Annotated in this window: 14 protein-coding genes; 6 read left to right on the forward strand and 8 right to left on the reverse strand. The window is 55.8% G+C overall.

The window, feature by feature from the left end; genetic code table 11:
- Positions 1-204: 204 nt before the first annotated feature.
- Entirely contained in the window at positions 205-771 is a 567-nt protein-coding gene (locus SH421x_RS25825) for a rhodanese-like domain-containing protein (RefSeq protein ID WP_488852901.1), read from the reverse strand.
- A 209-nt stretch (positions 772-980) separates the two neighbouring features.
- Between SH421x_RS25825 and SH421x_RS25830 the strand changes: the two genes are divergently transcribed.
- From SH421x_RS25830 to SH421x_RS25840, 3 genes are read left to right on the forward strand one after another with little or no spacing between them, the layout of a single operon-like run.
- Complete coding sequence (locus SH421x_RS25830; RefSeq protein WP_488852902.1) at positions 981-2,321, forward strand: AAA family ATPase; 1,341 nt, start codon at positions 981-983, stop codon at positions 2,319-2,321.
- A gap of 54 nt (positions 2,322-2,375) precedes the next feature.
- Positions 2,376-3,692, forward strand: coding sequence for a tetratricopeptide repeat protein (locus SH421x_RS25835; protein ID WP_488852903.1), 1,317 nt, complete (start codon positions 2,376-2,378; stop codon positions 3,690-3,692).
- Between the two features lie 51 nt (positions 3,693-3,743).
- Positions 3,744-5,039 carry a tetratricopeptide repeat protein gene (locus tag SH421x_RS25840; protein WP_488852904.1) on the forward strand — a complete coding sequence of 432 codons (1,296 nt, stop codon included), beginning with the start codon at positions 3,744-3,746 and terminating at the stop codon, positions 5,037-5,039.
- 913 nt (positions 5,040-5,952) lie between these two features.
- Here SH421x_RS25840 and sdhB read toward each other — a convergent pair.
- The 3 genes from sdhB to SH421x_RS25855 form a co-directional block, all read right to left on the reverse strand.
- Positions 5,953-6,816 carry a succinate dehydrogenase iron-sulfur subunit gene (gene sdhB / locus SH421x_RS25845; protein WP_488852905.1) on the reverse strand — a complete coding sequence of 288 codons (864 nt, stop codon included), beginning with the start codon at positions 6,814-6,816 and terminating at the stop codon, positions 5,953-5,955.
- A 71-nt stretch (positions 6,817-6,887) separates the two neighbouring features.
- Positions 6,888-8,876, reverse strand: a complete 1,989-nt coding sequence (gene sdhA / locus SH421x_RS25850) for a succinate dehydrogenase flavoprotein subunit (RefSeq protein ID WP_488852906.1) — start codon at positions 8,874-8,876, stop codon at positions 6,888-6,890.
- Between the two features lie 78 nt (positions 8,877-8,954).
- Positions 8,955-9,824 (reverse strand): succinate dehydrogenase cytochrome b558 subunit, encoded by an 870-nt coding sequence (locus SH421x_RS25855; protein ID WP_488852908.1) that lies wholly within the window; start codon positions 9,822-9,824, stop codon positions 8,955-8,957.
- 435 nt (positions 9,825-10,259) lie between these two features.
- On the opposite strand from SH421x_RS25855, the gene SH421x_RS25860 reads away from it, so the two are divergent.
- The 3 genes from SH421x_RS25860 to SH421x_RS25870 all read left to right on the forward strand — a co-directional run bounded on the left by SH421x_RS25860 (position 10,260) and on the right by SH421x_RS25870 (position 12,409).
- Positions 10,260-10,670, forward strand: coding sequence for a response regulator (locus SH421x_RS25860; RefSeq protein WP_488852909.1), 411 nt, complete (start codon positions 10,260-10,262; stop codon positions 10,668-10,670).
- Between the two features lie 347 nt (positions 10,671-11,017).
- Positions 11,018-11,434 carry a hypothetical protein gene (locus tag SH421x_RS25865; protein WP_488852910.1) on the forward strand — a complete coding sequence of 139 codons (417 nt, stop codon included), beginning with the start codon at positions 11,018-11,020 and terminating at the stop codon, positions 11,432-11,434.
- Between the two features lie 69 nt (positions 11,435-11,503).
- A complete protein-coding gene (locus tag SH421x_RS25870; protein WP_488852911.1) occupies positions 11,504-12,409 on the forward strand; it encodes a DUF1559 family PulG-like putative transporter in 906 nt (301 codons plus the stop codon).
- A gap of 34 nt (positions 12,410-12,443) precedes the next feature.
- Here the strand turns inward: SH421x_RS25870 and SH421x_RS25875 are convergent, their stop codons facing one another.
- The 4 genes from SH421x_RS25875 to SH421x_RS25890 all read right to left on the reverse strand — a co-directional run bounded on the left by SH421x_RS25875 (position 12,444) and on the right by SH421x_RS25890 (position 17,343).
- Positions 12,444-13,232, reverse strand: coding sequence for a class I SAM-dependent methyltransferase (locus tag SH421x_RS25875; protein WP_488852912.1), 789 nt, complete (start codon positions 13,230-13,232; stop codon positions 12,444-12,446).
- A gap of 12 nt (positions 13,233-13,244) precedes the next feature.
- Positions 13,245-13,691, reverse strand: coding sequence for an acyl-CoA thioesterase (locus SH421x_RS25880; protein ID WP_488852913.1), 447 nt, complete (start codon positions 13,689-13,691; stop codon positions 13,245-13,247).
- 89 nt (positions 13,692-13,780) lie between these two features.
- A complete protein-coding gene (locus SH421x_RS25885; RefSeq protein ID WP_488852914.1) occupies positions 13,781-14,950 on the reverse strand; it encodes a DNA topoisomerase IV subunit A in 1,170 nt (389 codons plus the stop codon).
- A 305-nt stretch (positions 14,951-15,255) separates the two neighbouring features.
- On the reverse strand, positions 15,256-17,343 hold the full coding sequence (locus tag SH421x_RS25890) for a DNA topoisomerase VI subunit B (protein WP_488852915.1): 2,088 nt from the start codon (positions 17,341-17,343) through the stop codon (positions 15,256-15,258).
- Positions 17,344-17,602 lie beyond the last annotated feature (259 nt).

Here is a 17,602-nt window from a genome sequence, read left to right on the forward strand (position 1 = left end):
GAACTCGGAAACGTCGTACGATTGCACGAACACCCAATGGTTGACAGCAAGAGCAACAGAGCGGCGAACCTTACTTGGATCATTGCGGATTCAGACAACGGAAGCGAGAACAGGCAGATCGCGGCCAACGGCGACGCATCCCATTATGCCAAGATCACCCCGCCGAGCCAGAGATTTCTCACAGCCCATTACGAAGCATCCGAATCACGCCACGCGACAACTGCCTGACGCTCCATCTTTCACCTGATTCCACGGCATCCGGGCGAGCATCATTCCCATGCCGCAAGTATCGGTCACGCCGGCGAAGATCAGCCCGGCGCCAACGAATGCCGACAGACCGATAAACCACGGGTGAACCGCCAATCCCAGCACAGCGCCCAGCAGCACTAGCGAGCCAGCCGCGATGCGTACCTGACGCTCTAGCGACATCATCTTCTGGCCGCGCACAACCGGCAGCTTGGCCGCTTCCCAGGCCATCGTTCCCCCTTCGACGTTCACCACATTGGTGAAGCCGGCGGCGACAAACTTTTGGCAGGCCTGCTCAGCCCGTTTGCCGCTGCGGCAGATGACGTACAGCGGCTGATCCGCCGCTTGCTGGCGCGTCTTCATAATGTCGGCCACGTCCAGCGAATCGAGCGGCGTATTGCGAGCCTGCGCAGCGTGAACCTCGCGAAACTCGACCGGCGTACGAACGTCAATCAGTTCAATCGGATGGCCCGACTTCTCGCGTTCGATCAATTGGACCGGCGAAATAGTGGTGATGTCGGACATGGCGGAATCTCCTTCACAGAGAAGTGTAAAACTGGCTGCTCGGCAAACGGGAGCGGCGACGATGCTCGCCGACTTTCCGCACTGCCTGCTTCCCATAATATCAATATATCGCAACCTTACGACATGTCAAGTCTACAAGGTGAGTTAAAAACTGCGGCCGCATACCGTATATTGGAGGTCTCCTTTCCTCCCGCTGGAGTATGGCCTGAATGTCAAACGATACTGTCGCCGCACTGCGTGCGGCTTTGGAAGTCTCTCCCAACAACATTCCGCTGCGACTTCATTTGGCGCAAACGCTAGCCGATCTGGGGCGAAGCGCCGAAGTCGAGACCGAGCTGAAAGAGGCGCTAACTTACGAGCCGCAGAACGCCGCCGTCAAACTTGCGCTCGCTCAGCACTATGTACGTTCGGCCAAAGCAAGTCATGCGTTGGTCATTCTGGAAGAACTTGTCCAGCGCGGCGAAGCTTCGCCGGCAGCGCGTGTGGTGTTGGCGCGATTGCTGCTATCCGATGGTGAAGTTCGCAGCGCTGTGGCCCATTACAAAGAAGCGATCGAAACCGATCCCGATGTCGAAGACGAGCAACTATCGGCCCAATTGGGCGTTGGCGCCGTCTGGCAAGACTCGGAGGTGAGCGAAGGACGCGTGCGCGAATTCACCGACGCTTCGCCCGATCTGGAAGAGGTGGATGCGCCAGAGCGGCCGAAGATCAAATTTGCCGATGTTGGCGGCATGGCGAGCGTCAAGGAAGACATCCGCATGAAAGCGATCTACCCGCTTGAGCAGGCCGAGATGTTCGCCGCCTACGGCAAAAAAGTGGGCGGGGGCATCCTGATGTACGGACCGCCTGGCTGCGGCAAAACTTATCTTGCGCGGGCGACAGCCGGAGAGATCAACGCCTCGTTCTTGTCGATCGGCATCAACGACGTCTTAGAAATGTGGATCGGCCAAAGCGAGCGTAACCTGCACGCGATCTTCGAGCAGGCTCGCCGCAACGCTCCTTGCGTTCTCTTCTTTGACGAGGTCGACGCACTCGGCGCACGTCGCAGCGATATGGCTAGCGGCGCTGCGCGACAGATCATCAATCAATTTCTGTCAGAGCTGGATGGCGTCGATTCTAACAACGAAGGAGTCGTGATCCTCGCGGCGACCAATGCCCCTTGGCATATCGATCCGGCGTTTCGGCGTCCGGGACGGTTTGATCGCCTGATTTTTGTCCCGCCGCCGGATGCGCCGGCCCGATCCGATGTGCTGCAAGTGCAACTGCGCGGCAAGCCGCAAAAGGATATCGATACAACGAAGATCGCCAAGTCGACCGAAGGCTTCTCAGGCGCCGATTTAAAAGCAGTCGTCGACCTAGCGGTAGAAGCAAAGCTGACCGAAGCGATGCGAACCGGCGTTCCATTGCCGCTAACGACCGCCGACCTGCAAACGGCGGCGAAAAAAGTGAATCAGTCGACCAAAGAGTGGTTCGCCACGGCGAAAAACTATGCCGTCTTCTCGAACCAGGGTGGCGTCTACGACGACATTCTTAAGTACATGAAACTTTGATTTTCCTCACGACTATTCCCTCTCTCCTTCTCGCCTCCATACGAAGTGACGTTGATGAGTCAAGCGCAGATTGAACATGCCCGATTGTTGATGCAGCAAGCGCGTTTTGACAAAGCGGCCGAATCGCTGCAGTCGGCGCTCTCCACTCAGCCCAATAATCCGCTTGCTCACGCCTTGCTGGCGGCCTGCTATAACGAGCAGAAGCAATATGACCAAGCGACCACGCACATCGGCGAGGCGCTGCAATTGGCGCCGGACGCGGCGCTGGTGCATCACATTCATGCGAGTATTCTTTATGAGCGGAATCGCCCTGAGGAAGGCCTGGAAGCGGCCCGACGCGCTGTCGAAATCGAGCCGGCTGCGCCTGCCTATTACGCGTCCTTTGCCCGCGGTCTGATCATGCTCAAGCAGTGGAGCAAGGCGCAAGAGATCACCGAGCTTGGTTTGCGGCTAGATGCGGAAGATGTCGAGTGCCTAAACTTGCGAGCCCTGGCGCTGCGGCAGCAAGGGAAAACCGACGACGCGAACGCGTCGCTACGAGCCGCGATGGAGCGCGATCCAGACAACGGCTATTCACACGCGAATCTTGGTTGGTCGTTGCTGCAACAAGGCAAACGCGAAGAAGCGATCCAGCACTTCGGCGAAGCGTTGCGTCTAGAACCAGACCTAGAAATGGCCCGTATCGGTTTGATTGAAGGACTAAAATCGCGCAATACGCTTTACGCGTGGCTGCTGAAATATTTCCTGTGGATGAATCGTCTGTCGGGCCGCACCCAGTGGATGATTTTGATCGGCGGTTACGTCGGCTATCGGATGGTTTGGACGTTTGCCGAAAATAATCCGCAGTTAGCGCCATACGTCAATCCGCTACTGGTGCTGTATATCGCGTTTGCGGTGATGACTTGGATCGCGAGCCCGCTCTTGGATTTGATGCTGCGTTTAAATCGCTTTGGCCGCTTAGCTCTGTCGACCGAACAGATTCGAACCTCCAACATGATCGGCCTCTGCCTGCTGGGCGTCTTTTCGGGGCTGGCGCTCTATCCGTTTGCTGCGATGCGACTGGAAGGAACCGAAGCGTGGCTACCGACGCTGATTGTCTCTGCCTCGTTCGGCATCCTGCTGCCGTCGCTCTCCCGTATTTACGGCTGCGACGAAGGGTGGCCGCGGAACGTAACAATCGCGATTGCAGCAGTCTTAGGACTAGGCAGTTTTCTCTGTGTCGCAGGCGCCGTCACCGGCATGTTTGTGCCGGTGGATACAATGGTCACGATCTATAACGCGTTGATGGGGCCGTTTTATCTCTTGTGCATCGGCGGGCTGCTGTCGCAGTTTGCGTTGAACTATTTGGGGACCGTGCGGGTACGTCACTAGTTGAAGCAGATTGAGCGACAACGTCTCTGATGTAATTTGGACGCGAGCCGTATGACGCACGACTTGATACAGCGGGCCGATTTGTTGTTGGACCAGAAGCGCTTCGACCTGGCCGCCGACGTCTATCGCGCCGTGTTGGCCGAGTCGCCGGATCATGCCAAAGCGCATGCTGCGCTCGGTTGGTGCCTGGCGAAGTGTGGACTGTCCGACGAAGGGGAATCGCACATTCGTCAGGCGCTGCAGCTTTCGCCCGATAGCGACTATGTCCACCAAATTCATGCGATCTATCTGATCAAGTGCCTGCAATTTGCGGAAGCGGAAGCGGCAGCCAGGCAAGCACTGAAAATCAGCCCGCCCTACGCACCCTACCAAGCGCTGCTGGCCAGAACGCTGCGTTACCAGGGAAAATTTGTCGCCGCGATTAGTGCAGCGCAACACGGGCTCGAAATATCAGCCGAGAGCGTCCCCTGCATCGTCGAAAAGCTGCGTTCACAGGTTGAGTCTTCGGACTATCCCGCGGCATACCAAACGGTGCGAATTGCGCTACGACTGGCTCCGGAAGAGCCAATGGTTCATACAGCGTTCGGTTTTACGCTCTTGCGGAGAGAAGAGCTTACTGCCGCCGCCGCGGCCTTTCGCGAGGCGCTACGACTCAATCCGCATCTCTTTTGGGCCCAGTCGGGGTTAACGGAGTGTCGAATCCAGCGGTTTCCGTGGTACCGCTGGGCGAACGGCTTCCGACTGCAGACGCTGTCGGATTTCGCAGTCATCATGTACGCCATCATCGCGACGATCACCTTGGTGTGCGTCTCTTTGTTTCTCTATTTGCCCCCTCCGAGAAACGCGATCCTACTGGAACTGCCGCTGCTGCTCTTTTTTCCTCCTGCCCTAGCTAGTTTCACCATTGAACCGGCTGCATTATGGCTACTCTCTTATGATCGAGAGGGAAAGCACCTTCTGCTGCCGCTGCAAAAACGGATTGCGGATGTGGTCGTTCTGCTGACGTTGCTGTCAACAATACCATTCGTCGCGGCAGTGTTCGCTTTGCTCGGCAAGATCTCGTTAGACGCTTGGCCGCTGTTTATGCTGGCGCTAGGGATCGCAGCGCCGATCCCAACACTCGCGAAGTATTGCGAGTGCGATTACGGCTGGCCTCGCGATCTCATGCGCTGCCTGATCGGCATTACCGCCGTCGGCGGCCTACTCGCGGCGCTGGTCGCGGCTTGCAGTCTGGCCGGTTGGCTCACCACATCCTGGAATTACGCATCCTGCACGGCGCTAGTCACGGTCATGTTGCCAACGTTGCTGGCGACCGTTCAGCTGTCTCTCTACCAGAAAAGAGGGTAGCGACAATCTCCGCGCCTGACTCTCCACCCGAAAAGATCCGAAACCTCCATCCTCCCGATTTCGATCTTCAAGCCCTTCCTCTTAGTTCGCCTGTCGCCGATATCATTTTTGTAACGACCTGTGACCAATGGGAAGCGAATTGCCAATTGCTTCGTTGACCTCGGCAAATTTCACTCTGTATCTAGTCGATGGAAGGCGCCGTCGGACTCCAGCTTTGTCCATGCTGCTTCCGCTGCGACAGAACCCACTTTTCAATTGTCTTGGGGAGGTTTCGCTATCAAGTAGAGACCGCGCATGGATACTCGCTCGCCAGGCTTTGGTGGCCGTCCTCCAGGAAGATGGAATCCAGCAAAGTCGCCGAAAAAGCAATCGCGGCGCCGAACTTCGTCGAACACGCGAGCATCAGTGCAAGATCTGCAAAGCGGGGCTTGGCGCTTTCGGTTTTCTAAACGCATACCCTCGGCTTGCGCCTTTTTAAGTTGCGCTATTTGGCGATTCATGAAGAATAGAACACGGTCGGAAAATCATAAAAGTTGCCCCCAGTGACTTAAGCCCAACGGGCTGTTCTAAAAGAGCCCGGGGGCAGTTCGCCGCAGGCGACGCAGCCCCGGGTAGTCGTCCACCAACGTGATGCTGACGTTGGATTGAAGAAGGGTGACTGCCGGCTCAAACGTCACCATTTTTGTATGTCTTATGCACCCAGGGCTCCGTCCCTGTGCGACGAGCGCCCTGGGCTATTTTAGGACTGCCGCGTTGGGCTTAAGACACTGGGGACGTGTCATGGATTCCTACCGCGTTTTTCCGTTCTTCATCCGTGGCTTTGCCGCGTTCCATTCTTTTTTGGCCGAATAGCGCAACCCCAAAACTTGCACTGCCTCGGGCTGGCGTGTTACCGTTTTGAGCTTTTAGCCTTTTACGACCAATCAAACCACTTCTTTAGCGTGTGGAACGTCGCGTCGCGGCCGACTTTGGCGATGCTGCGGGTCAGCGGGATATGCTTTGGACAGACGGCGACGCAGTTTTGGGCGTTACCGCAAACCTGAACGCCACCTTCATCGGTGATCGCGTCCATCCGCTCACGCTTGTTCATGTGGCCAGTCGGATTCATGTTGAACAGAACCACTTGGCTGATTGCCTGCGGGCCGACAAAATTCTCGTCGTACGCTTCTGCTTTGCGCTCTTGGAAAGCTTCGACGGATTCACCTGACTGTTGGTCGAGTTCGATCTTCGAGTACTGCGGGCAAGCTTCGACACAGCAGCCGCAGGTCATACATTCCGACAGCGGGTACGAAGCTTCCTGGGCGGCCATCGATTGCTTGGGTCCCGGTCCCAGATCGTAGTAACCGTCGACCGGCACCCAGGCTTTGACCTTTTTCAAGGCCTGAAACATGCGGCTACGATCAACCATGAGGTCGCGGACAACCGGGAACTTGGTCATCGGACGCAGCTCAAGCGTCGAGCCATGTTCGTCCAGCAGGACGTCAATCAACGCCGAACAGCTTTGACGCACTTTGCCGTTGATCACCATCGTGCAAGCGCCGCAGACTTCTTCCAGACAATTGCAGTCCCAGCAAACCGGCGAGCATTTTTTGCCCCCATCTTCCTGGCCGCGCGCTGCGATCTTTTGCAGCACGCTGATGACGTTTAATTCTGGTTCGTAAGGAATCGTAAAATAGGCCCAGTAGCTTGGCTGGCCGGGGCCGTTTTTCCGAAGCACCTTAACGGTGAACGACTGCGGCTTGGGACGGCTCGGCTTGTCTTCAGAGTGAGCGATCATGGCTTACTGGCGACTCCTGAGAATCGGTAAAAGCGTCGCAGCGCGACGGCAGGTTCAACGGTTGTTCGTGATTAGTTCGATGCGGCTTCGGCAGCTTTGGCTGCTGCTTGCTTCGCTCGAGTTCGTTCTTTCCAGGTCTTTTCGATGATGTCAGCGCCGACCAAACCATATAGTCGAGGGCGCGGCGGCAGCAATGAGGTGTCGACTTCTTCGTAAGTGATCGTCGGATCCCCCTTGTCGTCGATCGTTGCGATCGTCGACTTGAGGAACTTGTCGACGTTCTCCTGGAACTTGTCGCACCATTGTTCGGCCTGGTGGTGACGCTCTTCATAATTTTCGGAGGTCAGCCCCGGCAATTCAAACGCCGGCTTGTAATGGGCGCCACGGCATTCGTCACGTAGCAGGGCCCCCTTCAGGATCGCTTTGGCGATCGGGAACATATCTTGCAGCGCCTTGGTGAACAAGACATTTTGGTTCGACCAGGATCCCGTATCGGACAACGAGCAGCGCTTGACGCGTTCGCCCAGATCATGGACGACGCCGATCGCGTTCTCAAGTTGTTCATTGACGCGGACTACGGTCGCCGCTTTGGTCATGATGTTCCCCAGTTCCTGATGGATCAGGTAGGGGTTCTCTCCACCGGTGTTTTTCAGCAGTGCTTCGTGACGGTTCTTTTGCTTGGTCAGTGCTGAGTCAAACAGCGACTGCGGACGCTCATGCGCGGCTTGTCCTTCCGGCACGCTCTTGAGCAGCGTTTCAAGTCCCGGCGCCAGAAACAGTCCCGAGAAAATGCAGCTGAGCAGCGAGTTCGCCCCCAAGCGATTGGCGCCATGATAGTGGTAATCGACTTCGCCGATCGCGTACAAGTTTGGGATGTTGGTAACCTGGTTCTTAGGGGAACCTGGCTGCAGCCCACCTTCAGCCGTCCGCTGATAATCGGTCCAGAGACCGCCCATCGAGTAGTGAACCGCCGGGAAGATCTTCATCGGCGTGAAACGAGGATCGACCCCTTGGAACTTCTGATAGATATCGAGAATGCCGCCCAGCTTGCGGGTTAGTTCGGCGGCGTCGATATGGGTCAGGTCAAGATAAACGCAGGGGCGATCTTTCTCGACACTTAGCCCTTCGTTAATACAGACGTTGAAAATTTCACGCGTCGCAATGTCGCGCGGCACCAAATTGCCGTATGCGGGATAACGTTCTTCGAGGAAGTAGTAACGCTCCGCTTCAGGAATGCTTTTGGGGGCACGCGAATCTTGCGGCGTGCGCGGAACCCAGACGCGTCCCCCTTCGCCGCGAGCACTTTCGCTCATCAGGCGCAATTTGTCAGCGCCGGGAATTGCGGTCGGATGCACCTGAATGCATTCGCCGTTGCCATACTTGGCGCCAACCTGCAAACATCGGCTCGCCGCACTGCCGGTGCAGGTCATCGACATGGTCGAGCGACCATAGATCAAACCGCAACCGCCGGTCGCAACGACCACAGCATCCGCTCGGAACGTCCGCAGCTCCATCGTCACAATATCTTGCGCTACGGCGCCGACGCAGACGCCGGCATCGTCCAAGATAGGACTCATAAAGTCCCAGGCTTCATACTTCTTAACCAGCCCTTCGACTTCCCAGCGGCGAACTTGTTCGTCCAACGCGTACAGCAACTGCTGGCCGGTGGTCGCTCCGGCGAACGCCGTTCGCTTGTAGAGCGTACCGCCAAAGCGGCGGCGATCAAGGAAGCCTTCCTGCGTGCGATTAAACGTCACCCCCAAGCGATCCATCAGATCGATCACCTTGGGCGCCCAGTTGGCCATCTCATAGACCGGCGGCTGGTGGTTCAAAAAGTCGCCGCCGTAGATGGTGTCGTCAAAGTGTTTCCACTCGTTGTCGCCCAATTGTCGCGTCTGATCGTTGACGCTGTTGATCCCCCCTTGGGCGCACACGCTATGCGAACGCTTGACCGGAGTGATGCTCAGCAGGTCAACTGCGATGCCGAGTTCGGCCAGTTTCATCGTGGCCGCCAAACCGGCAAGTCCGCCGCCGACGATTAGAACGCGTTGCTTCGCCATGCCAGAATGTCCTCGTCTCAAGTCGGGCCGCCAAGTGACGACCAGGGTATGCTTTGTTTCTAATATCGTAGCGCGAGGTTACTCGCTGACCGCCGGTTTGTCTGCTGCTTCTGTTTTCGGAGCAGTCGGCGCCCCCTCGTACAGCGGAGCCACATCTAGCGATTCATCGGCCGACAGATCCCGCTTTTCGGGGTTGGCCGGAATGTCTCCGATTTCGACTAGCAATTCGTAGGCGGTGTTTTCCTTTTCGCGGATCTCGCTGAAGTTTTTCATCGTCGAGAGACCTACGATCGCGGTGATACCCACAAGTGCGAGTCCTAAGCCAAAGACGCTGGTCACCAGCTTAGCGCCGATCTGCGCTTTCGGACTGATCCACACGCCCCAGGTGATCCCCATCGTGAACAAGCCGTTCGACAGGTGAAACACGCAGGCCAATACGCCGATCGTGTAGAAAACCGGATAAAGCACCGAAGCCTGCATCGCCAACCCGGCCGAGCTTGCGGCATTGTAGGGATGAAACATCCCTCCGTAGCCGGCGATCAGATGTCGCCAGGCTTCGTTATGAATCCAACCGTGCATGTGAAACACATGCCAAGCGATAAAGACAAAAGCCAGCAGGCCGGTCGCCCGCTGCATGGTGTAACGGAAATTGCTGTCATAGCGGTACTCGGTGTAGTTGGGCGATGCGCCAAACGTAAACATCAGACCGAGAAACGCATGAAACATGATCGGCAGAAAGATGAACGTCCACTCGACCAGCGGCAACAGCGCCCCCAATGAGTGAATGCTGAAAACGCTCCGCTGAAACGTCTCCGGCGAAACAGCGACGCTCGAATTCACCAATAAGTGGACAATCATATACGCGCCGACCGGTAAAAGACCTGTCAGCGAATGGAGCCGGCGAATCAAAAATTCGTTACGAGCCCAGAATCCGGGTTTATTACTCACCTGCAACCCTCTTTGGCGGCGATCGGCGACTAACCCTAACTGTCCTAGCAGCAAGGGTTTAGAACGCAATACGGGCATCTACCGATACATGCTCGGCGGAAAGATTGACGTGCACTGCCCGATGCGTACTTGGTTATACCGCAAACGGAATCGGCATTTGAAGTACCCTCGCCGTCATGATTTACGTAAAAGTGCGATGATTTGCTGCATGATGTCAATCTAGGCAACCGCCTGTCAATTCGGCAGCGGCGGGACTTACCGCAATAGGACTACAAAACGTGCCAAATGCTTAAATGGTCGAGATTTACTGCAAATCTGCCTGCACATTGAGAAATTGGAATTAAAATTGCTCTAGAGGTAATCAGCGACTATTTATAAAACGGCGCCTAGCCAACGAGCTTTCCTTTCAACCGAGCATGGACGGAAGAATTAACCATGGGGATTGTTCAAGCCCCTAATTTGTTGATCACCGATGACGATCGCGGTTTTCGCGAAGCGTTGGCCGAAGTATTTGCCGCACGCGGCTTTAATACGCACTTGGCGAAAGATGGGCTGGAAGCGGTTGATCTCGTGCGATCGATGCGAATCGATGTGGCGCTGTTCGACTATCATATGCCGCGCAAGACGGGGCTAGAAGCGATCGTGGAATGTCGCACCACCGTATCGCAGTTGCCTTGCATTCTGCTCTCCGGCAATCTGGATGACATGATCCGCCAGCAAGCGATCGCAGCTCAGGTTTTTTCCATTCTGGCCAAACCGGTCAGCTTGCCCGATATCACATCGACCGTGCGAGAAGCGCTGGAGCAATGCTTTCCGGGGCACGCCGAGCGGATCGGCGATAACTAAGCTTGCGATCCCACTCCCTGCCTGACCTTTAAAGGGCAGGTTTCTTACCTGGGACAATCAGGCGCCCCACTTCTGACTATTTGCGCATCTGGCAAAATAACGGATTTTTACTACGCATTTTCGGATTGAATGCGCTGCGCTGTGCCGCCACGATGAACAAGCGTCAAGAGTCAACTTGACGTCTGTGTTGATCCTGCTCTCTCTTTCGCTCGCTTCCTTGGTGCTTGCCGGCCGGCCGATTTGTTGCGGCGCTGGTCAGGCATGGAAGTCCTTCACCATGCAGTGGCCAGAGAGAGGTAAGCGCGCCGCCGCCCCGGCCCCCAGCGGAACCCCAAAAAGGCCTTACGATGAAAGCTTGTCCCCTCTTTTCTCTGTTTTTCACGGCCATGCTGCTCGGCTGTAGCGGCAACGCAGGGCCGCAATCCTTTCCCGTTCAAGGCAAGATCACCTACGACGGCAAACCGTTGTCGCGCGGCACGATCATCTTTAACCCGGTGGATGAAGCCTTGCCGGCGTCGCGCGGTGAAATCAAAGCGGACGGAACGTACGTCTTATCACTAGCAAGTGACGGAGATGGTGCGGTCGCCGGCGAACATCGCGTGATCGTGAACTCGTCGACCGAGGTTAAATCAGGCCTGGAGGTGAACGACCCCAACTATGAATTGCCGCGGCCGTTGGTTCCGCCCAAATACTCGTCCCTGTCGACAACTCCGCTCAGCCGGACGGTCAATACGGAGCCCAATACGATCGATATCGAACTTTAAACTTGGCTGCGCGGCCGGCTCTGCCCACCATTCATCGCTGTCATCATGCACTCTTCGGAGAGAATCCCAATGCGACGCAATCGAAAGCTCCACGCTCACACTTTCCAGCCGTTCGCCGGCTTCACCCTGGTTGAACTGTTGGTCGTTATCGCGATCATCGGCGTCTTGATCGCGCTGTTGTTGCCGGCGGTGCAGCAAGCCCGCGAGGCGGCTCGTCGCAGCCAATGCCAGAACAATCTGAAACAGCTTGGCCTGGGACTGCATAACTTTCATGACACATTCGGCGTGCTGCCGCAGGGCGGTTATAGCAGTACCGCTGGAACCAACTACAACACCATGAGCGGCTTTGTGCCGCTGCTTCCCTTTTTAGAGCAAGGCAACATTCACGATCAATTCGACATCAAGGAAGCTGTCACTCACACCAACAACGCGGATGGGATCGCTAATCTGGTACCCGGCTATTTCTGCCCTTCGCGCCGCCAACCTGAAGCAGGCCAACCCGGCGACTATATGGTCACCTGCTCGCGCGGTGATTACGCATTTTGCGCCGGCGGTGAAGGGAGCCACAGCAACACGTCCAACAAAGCCCTTGTGTTTGGCGTATTTAGCCAGATTACGAACGTGAACTTCGCCAACATCACCGATGGGCTTTCCAACACGTTTGCGATCGGCGAGAAACGGATCGAAGAGTTCCCTGGCCGACCTGACAACGTCTATCGAACCAACGTGGATGGTCCGCATTATCGCTGGGGTTTTCATGCCACCCGCATGCTGAAATCGCCGATCAGTCAGCCGCTGGTCACCGGCACGCTGAGTGATCTAGACGCCAACTTTGGCAGCGCCCACTCGGCCGGCGGTTGCTTCTTTTTGCTGTGTGATGGCTCGGTCCAATTCATGCCCAAAACGATGAACTGGAGCGTCCTACAGAACCTGGCCAACAAAGCAGACGGCAACCCGGTTTCGCTTTCGCAGTAGGGGCATGATCGCACGGTCCGCCCTGCTTTGTGGTTCACTTCCGCCGTAGCACATAGACGACATCTTCGCTATCTTCCCCCACGACAATTGGTTCGTGGGGGTCATAGGTAAAGTCATAAGTCGCAACGACTTCCCAACCGCCGGCCGCTTGCAAGGTTTGCTCCATTTGCTCGGCGGTATAAGTCCGAAAATTAAGATCGCCGACCACTTGGACGTCGTGACCATTCTTTGCGATGTCGTAGCAGAGCGAAGCCCGTTCGATCCGCGCGTCGAGATCGCGATCATACGTTTCTAGATGACACGTAACCGTTACGCCATCGCGGGTTGCGATCCACGTTTCATCTTCGAGCGGCTGTCCGACGGTCGGTGTGAGATGAAGCCCAACGATGTAAATTCCGCCGGGACGAATCGCCGCCGCCATGCAGCGAAAATGGGCGACGGCTAATTCTTCTGACAGCAGATGCCGCACGCTGTTGATCATGTTGAAACCGGCGTCAAACGGCTCCGAACAAGCAAATTGATCAAGTCGAAAGTTGGCCATGTCGCCGGCCAGCAGATCGGCTCCGGGACAGCGAGCTCGACAATACTGCGCCATCGACTCGTTCAGTTCGACTCCGGCGACCGTGTAACCGGCGCTGTGTAGCTCGACCAGCAATCGTCCGGTGCCGCAAGCTGGCTCTAACAGTCGCTGCGTAGGCCCTTCGACATAACGGTCGAAACAGAAGCGGAGAAAATCGAACTCCGCTTCCCATTCGTCGGCAAAGATGATGTCGTAATATTCAGGCAGATCGTAGATTTCGGCCTTCGCACGTGGCTGATTCATAGCAGACCGAAATTAAATATCGTGTCCTTCAAAAGTCTTCATTAGCGACCGAATTTCATCCGGAATGCGCATCGCCTGCTGGTTCTTGTAGTCAAAGTAAACGACGCCAGATTCGCCATCGGCGACGATTTGCTTTTGGTTGACGCTGTAGATCGCATGGCTGATGCGGATGCTGGTTCCGCCGAGCCGTGTCGCTTTGGCGCCAATCAAAACCGTATCAGGAAAGCGAACTTGGCGGCGAAAGTTGCAAGTTACCGAGTAGAGAATCGGACCGGTACCGGTCTCGGCCATCACTCCGTCTAACTTGGCTGCCGAGAGATACTCGACGCGTGCCGATTCGAACCAGCGCAGATAAACCGCGTTGTTGACATGTTGGAACGAATCCATGTCGCCCCATTGCACCGGAATCTCGGCAACAGCGTAGTAGTCGGCCAGTTCCGGCGGTTTCTCAAAGTTCACTTTGCGCCCTCCTTAGGGAGCCAACAGGAGTTTGATGGGCTATCGGCTAATTCTAACGCGCCAAGCTGAAATTCACGAACGCCTTATCCTTAGTCCAACCATTGCTTGTCTTCTAAACGCTCTGGCACGTAGACGTCGGTCACATAACTCAGCCCCTGGCTGATCAACGCTTCGACTTCTAACTTGAAGCCGTTGTCCAACAGCTTTTGGATCTCTTTTTGCCAGCTCTTTTTCTGCTCGAACCAGGGATATTTGGCGATTTGCTTGGCCCGCTTGCGGTCGGTGTCGTTCAGCGCGATTTGGACGCTGGGGTTTAGATTGCAACGTTCGTAGTCAATCGCGCGCAGTCCCAGAAATTTCGCTTCTGGCACCGCCATCCGCTTTGATTCATAGGCCAGATTGATCGAGCCTTGCTTGATCACGCTGTAGATATAATATCCCCACGGATCGTTATCAAAAACGCAGTAGATCGGCAGCTTTAACTCGTTGTGCAAGCGATGCAGCAAACGACGAACGCCGCGCGGCGGCTGTCCACTACCATGCGTCAGAATGCAGTTGTGCTTCTTCCAGAACTTGTCTTCGTTAAAACGTTGCCAGACCGTATCTTTTTCGACATGCAGGACAAAGTCGGCGCCGCACTCCGTAAACTGAATTACGTCCTCTTCGACGATTGACGGAATCCCGTAGCCACCGCTCCCCATGCGTGAGCAGTCGATCGTGTCCCCTTTGTCATTCAGGACAATATTTCCGACCATGCTACCTCGCTGCTGCGCGTAGAGATGCAGTTCTTCGCGTAGCGATTCGAGCAACACTTCCAAGTCTTCGATGATCGGATCGCTTTCGGCCTGATCACTGAAGGTTTCTTCTTTGGTGCCGGCGATCGTATGCTTCATCAGGTAGTAGAGACCTCGGATGCTGGTTGTCTTGCCTGATTCGACCAGCCGCTTGCAGCCGGCGGCGGCCAGCATCGTCTGCATGTAGCTCTTGGCTTGATTCAAGTTGAAGAGCTGTCGCGCGGTGGTATTTTTGCCCATCTCCAAAATCCGCTGCGACTTGTTATAGCGGACGTTAGACAGACTGCGCGTCGGAATTTCTAGACGCGGATCTTTGGTCTTTTGCGCAGAAGCAACGACCGTATCAGCCAGATTGATCAGACTGCCGATCGTCTTTTTGTCACGCTGCGTCAGCTTGACCTTCTCGTTGCTGTCTCTGTTCAACGGCAGGTCCGCTTGCTTCTTGACAGATTTTTTCTTGGCCATGGAGCTACGTCTATCTTCTAGGTGAGTTGTATTTTTGTGTGCGATCTCGAATTTTGTGGACACTAGCCCGCAGCGCCAGCGAGGGAATTCGTCTGGCTACTTCGAACCGGATTGGAATCGCCAAGCGGATTCCCTCGCTGGCGCTGCGGGCTAGTGTGAACGCTTTCGACTTAATTTCTACCGCGTTATCCGTTCTTCATCCTGGGAATCCGCGCTCCATTCTTTCTTGGTCCTCACATAGCGGAACCTCAAAACTCGCGCTGCGGTCCCGTGGCCCATGCCAAGCTGCGTGCATTAGCTGCCGACTATTCGTCTTCCATTTCTTCAAACTCTTCGTCGCTGCCATCGTTCAGCGGCGAGTCGTCCTCTAGTTCGTTGTTGGCGGCGCTCGGTCGATTCAGCAAATCGGCGGTCGTTTTTTCGACGATCAACACGTTGTCGCCAAAGTCTTCGATCTCTTCGACCAGCTTGCCGGACGAGTTCAGTTTCATGTCGGCCTCGGCGGTCTTCTTTTGCGCGACCGCCATCAGATTGTCATACACCGCTTGGCGATCACAGCCGTTCAGCTCACTGACTGCGGTCGCAACTTCGCCTAGGTAACGCAGGAAGATGCTGCGTCGGTCAGCTTGTTGCTTGACCAACTGCCGTTTGCGCAGGAACATGCCGAGCTTACGCCCTACCGCTTGGAGCCCAAGCCGAAGTTCTTTTTGAATCTCGGGGTAGCTTGCAACCGCTTCTTTCGATTCGCTGGTGAACGGCACCCAAACGCTGGCCATGTGGACCATCAACGTCACCGGACCGCTGGGCAAGTTGCCGCGCGACTGCGACAGTCCATAGCTTCGCCAGTTCATACCGGTGATCGACTGCGTAATCGCACAACCGGCCTGACTAAACTGCAACGGCACGCGGTTGGCGTACCGCAAGACGTTCATCGACTGCCCTTCGTTGACGTTGACGTTTTGCATTGCATCAAACAAACCGTCAATCTCACGCGGCTTCAGTTTGCCGGGGCTCTTTCGCGCGCCCATCTTGGAAGCTTTTGTAATCTTGTCGGCAGCATCAGCGCCAAGGCCGTTGAAGGTGTTGATCAAAAACTGACGAACAGTCCGCGCGTCGCTTTCGGACAACAACTCCTTCAGCAGATCCTTGGTAATCTTGGTGGTTTCGACGGCGCCACCATAAGCCAATGCGACTTCGATCAAAAACGGATTGCCGCGATAGACCGAAGGGGGCCGCGTTGCGGCGCAGTAGAACTCGGCCGGCACCACTTGGTGCATCCCTTTGAGCAACAGATCCTCGCCGATCGGCACAATACAGTCGGTCGATGGGTTGCTAATCTTCGTTTCTTGAATCGCGTGATACAGCTTTTCGATGTCGTCGCGGTTCAGCTTTTTCCCATGCGTCCGCGTACCGATCTTCGCTGCGTCGCAGATCTGTTTGGCGATGCCGTTAGAGACTCGTGAGAACGAGTTGGTAAGAAATCCAGAGATCGTCGTTTCCGGCGTTTCCTTTAGCATGGTAATCAGCCGGCCGACTTCAACGCCGTACGGATGCGGCTTGATTTCGATCGGTTCTGGCGGCAACTTGCGGGTCGAGCGACTGTAGTTCCGCAGGTTGTTTTCGGGATCCAAATAGTGGATCGTTACGTGCGGATTGGCGATTGCCGTTTGCTCTAGATATTCGTCCACGCTGCCGCGGCCGCGTTGATATTTCGCTTCTAGCTCAATGGTGACGCGGGTGCCGCTGCGCAGCTCTTCTGGCTTCGCTTCCGGCGTCTTGGGATCGTAGTGGGTGACCCATTCGATCCCATTTGCGGCGATGTACTTGTGCCCTTTTTCGCCGGCTTCGATGTCAGCGCCGTCCAGGATTTCGGGATCGTTGGTCTTGGTGTTGATCCGTAGCTCATAGTAATGAGCCGGTTTACGAATCGAGATCTTCGAGACAATTTTGACCGGCTTGCCGGTCGTCAACAGACCGTACATGCCGGCCGCACTGATACCAATTCCTTGCTGGCCGCGGCTCATCCGTAAACGGTGGAATTTGGATCCATATAGCAGTTTGCCGAAGATCAGCGGGATCTGCTTTTTCATGATGCCGGGACCGTTATCCTGGATCCCCGCTTTATAGCGGTTAGTCCCTGTCTGTTCGACGTGGACCCAAATCTCGGGGACGATCCCCGCTTCTTCGCAAGCGTCCAGTGAGTTGTCGACCGCCTCTTTGATGGTGGTCAGCAGCGCTTTGCGGGGATTATCAAAACCGAGCAAGTGGCGGTTCTTGGCGAAGAACTCACTGACCGAAATTTCACGCTGGCTTTTGGCCATCGTTTCGGCCGTTGCCCGGCGTTTGCTTTTGGGAGAGCTAGGGGTCGTCATTTCCGCCTCAATCGTCGACAAAACAGGCGTTCCTTTCGGGCTGGCAGCGTCAGATCCGTGACATGCTTGGGAAGAGAAAGTGATTCGACAAACATCGGCGCGAAAGCGTCCAAACTTCCGTCTGCGGCGTAATTTCGTTGACGGACCACCGAATCGCAACCCCCAGCAAATTGGGATAGGGGGCAACTTTCCTGCAAGCCGGACGGCGAAGTCGCTAGCCAAGACAAGTTGCCGATTGTAGTAAACTTTGCCGGCTACAACGACTGCACAATCCGCGAGT

The sequence above is a fragment of the Blastopirellula sp. SH421 genome (genome assembly GCF_057808535.1).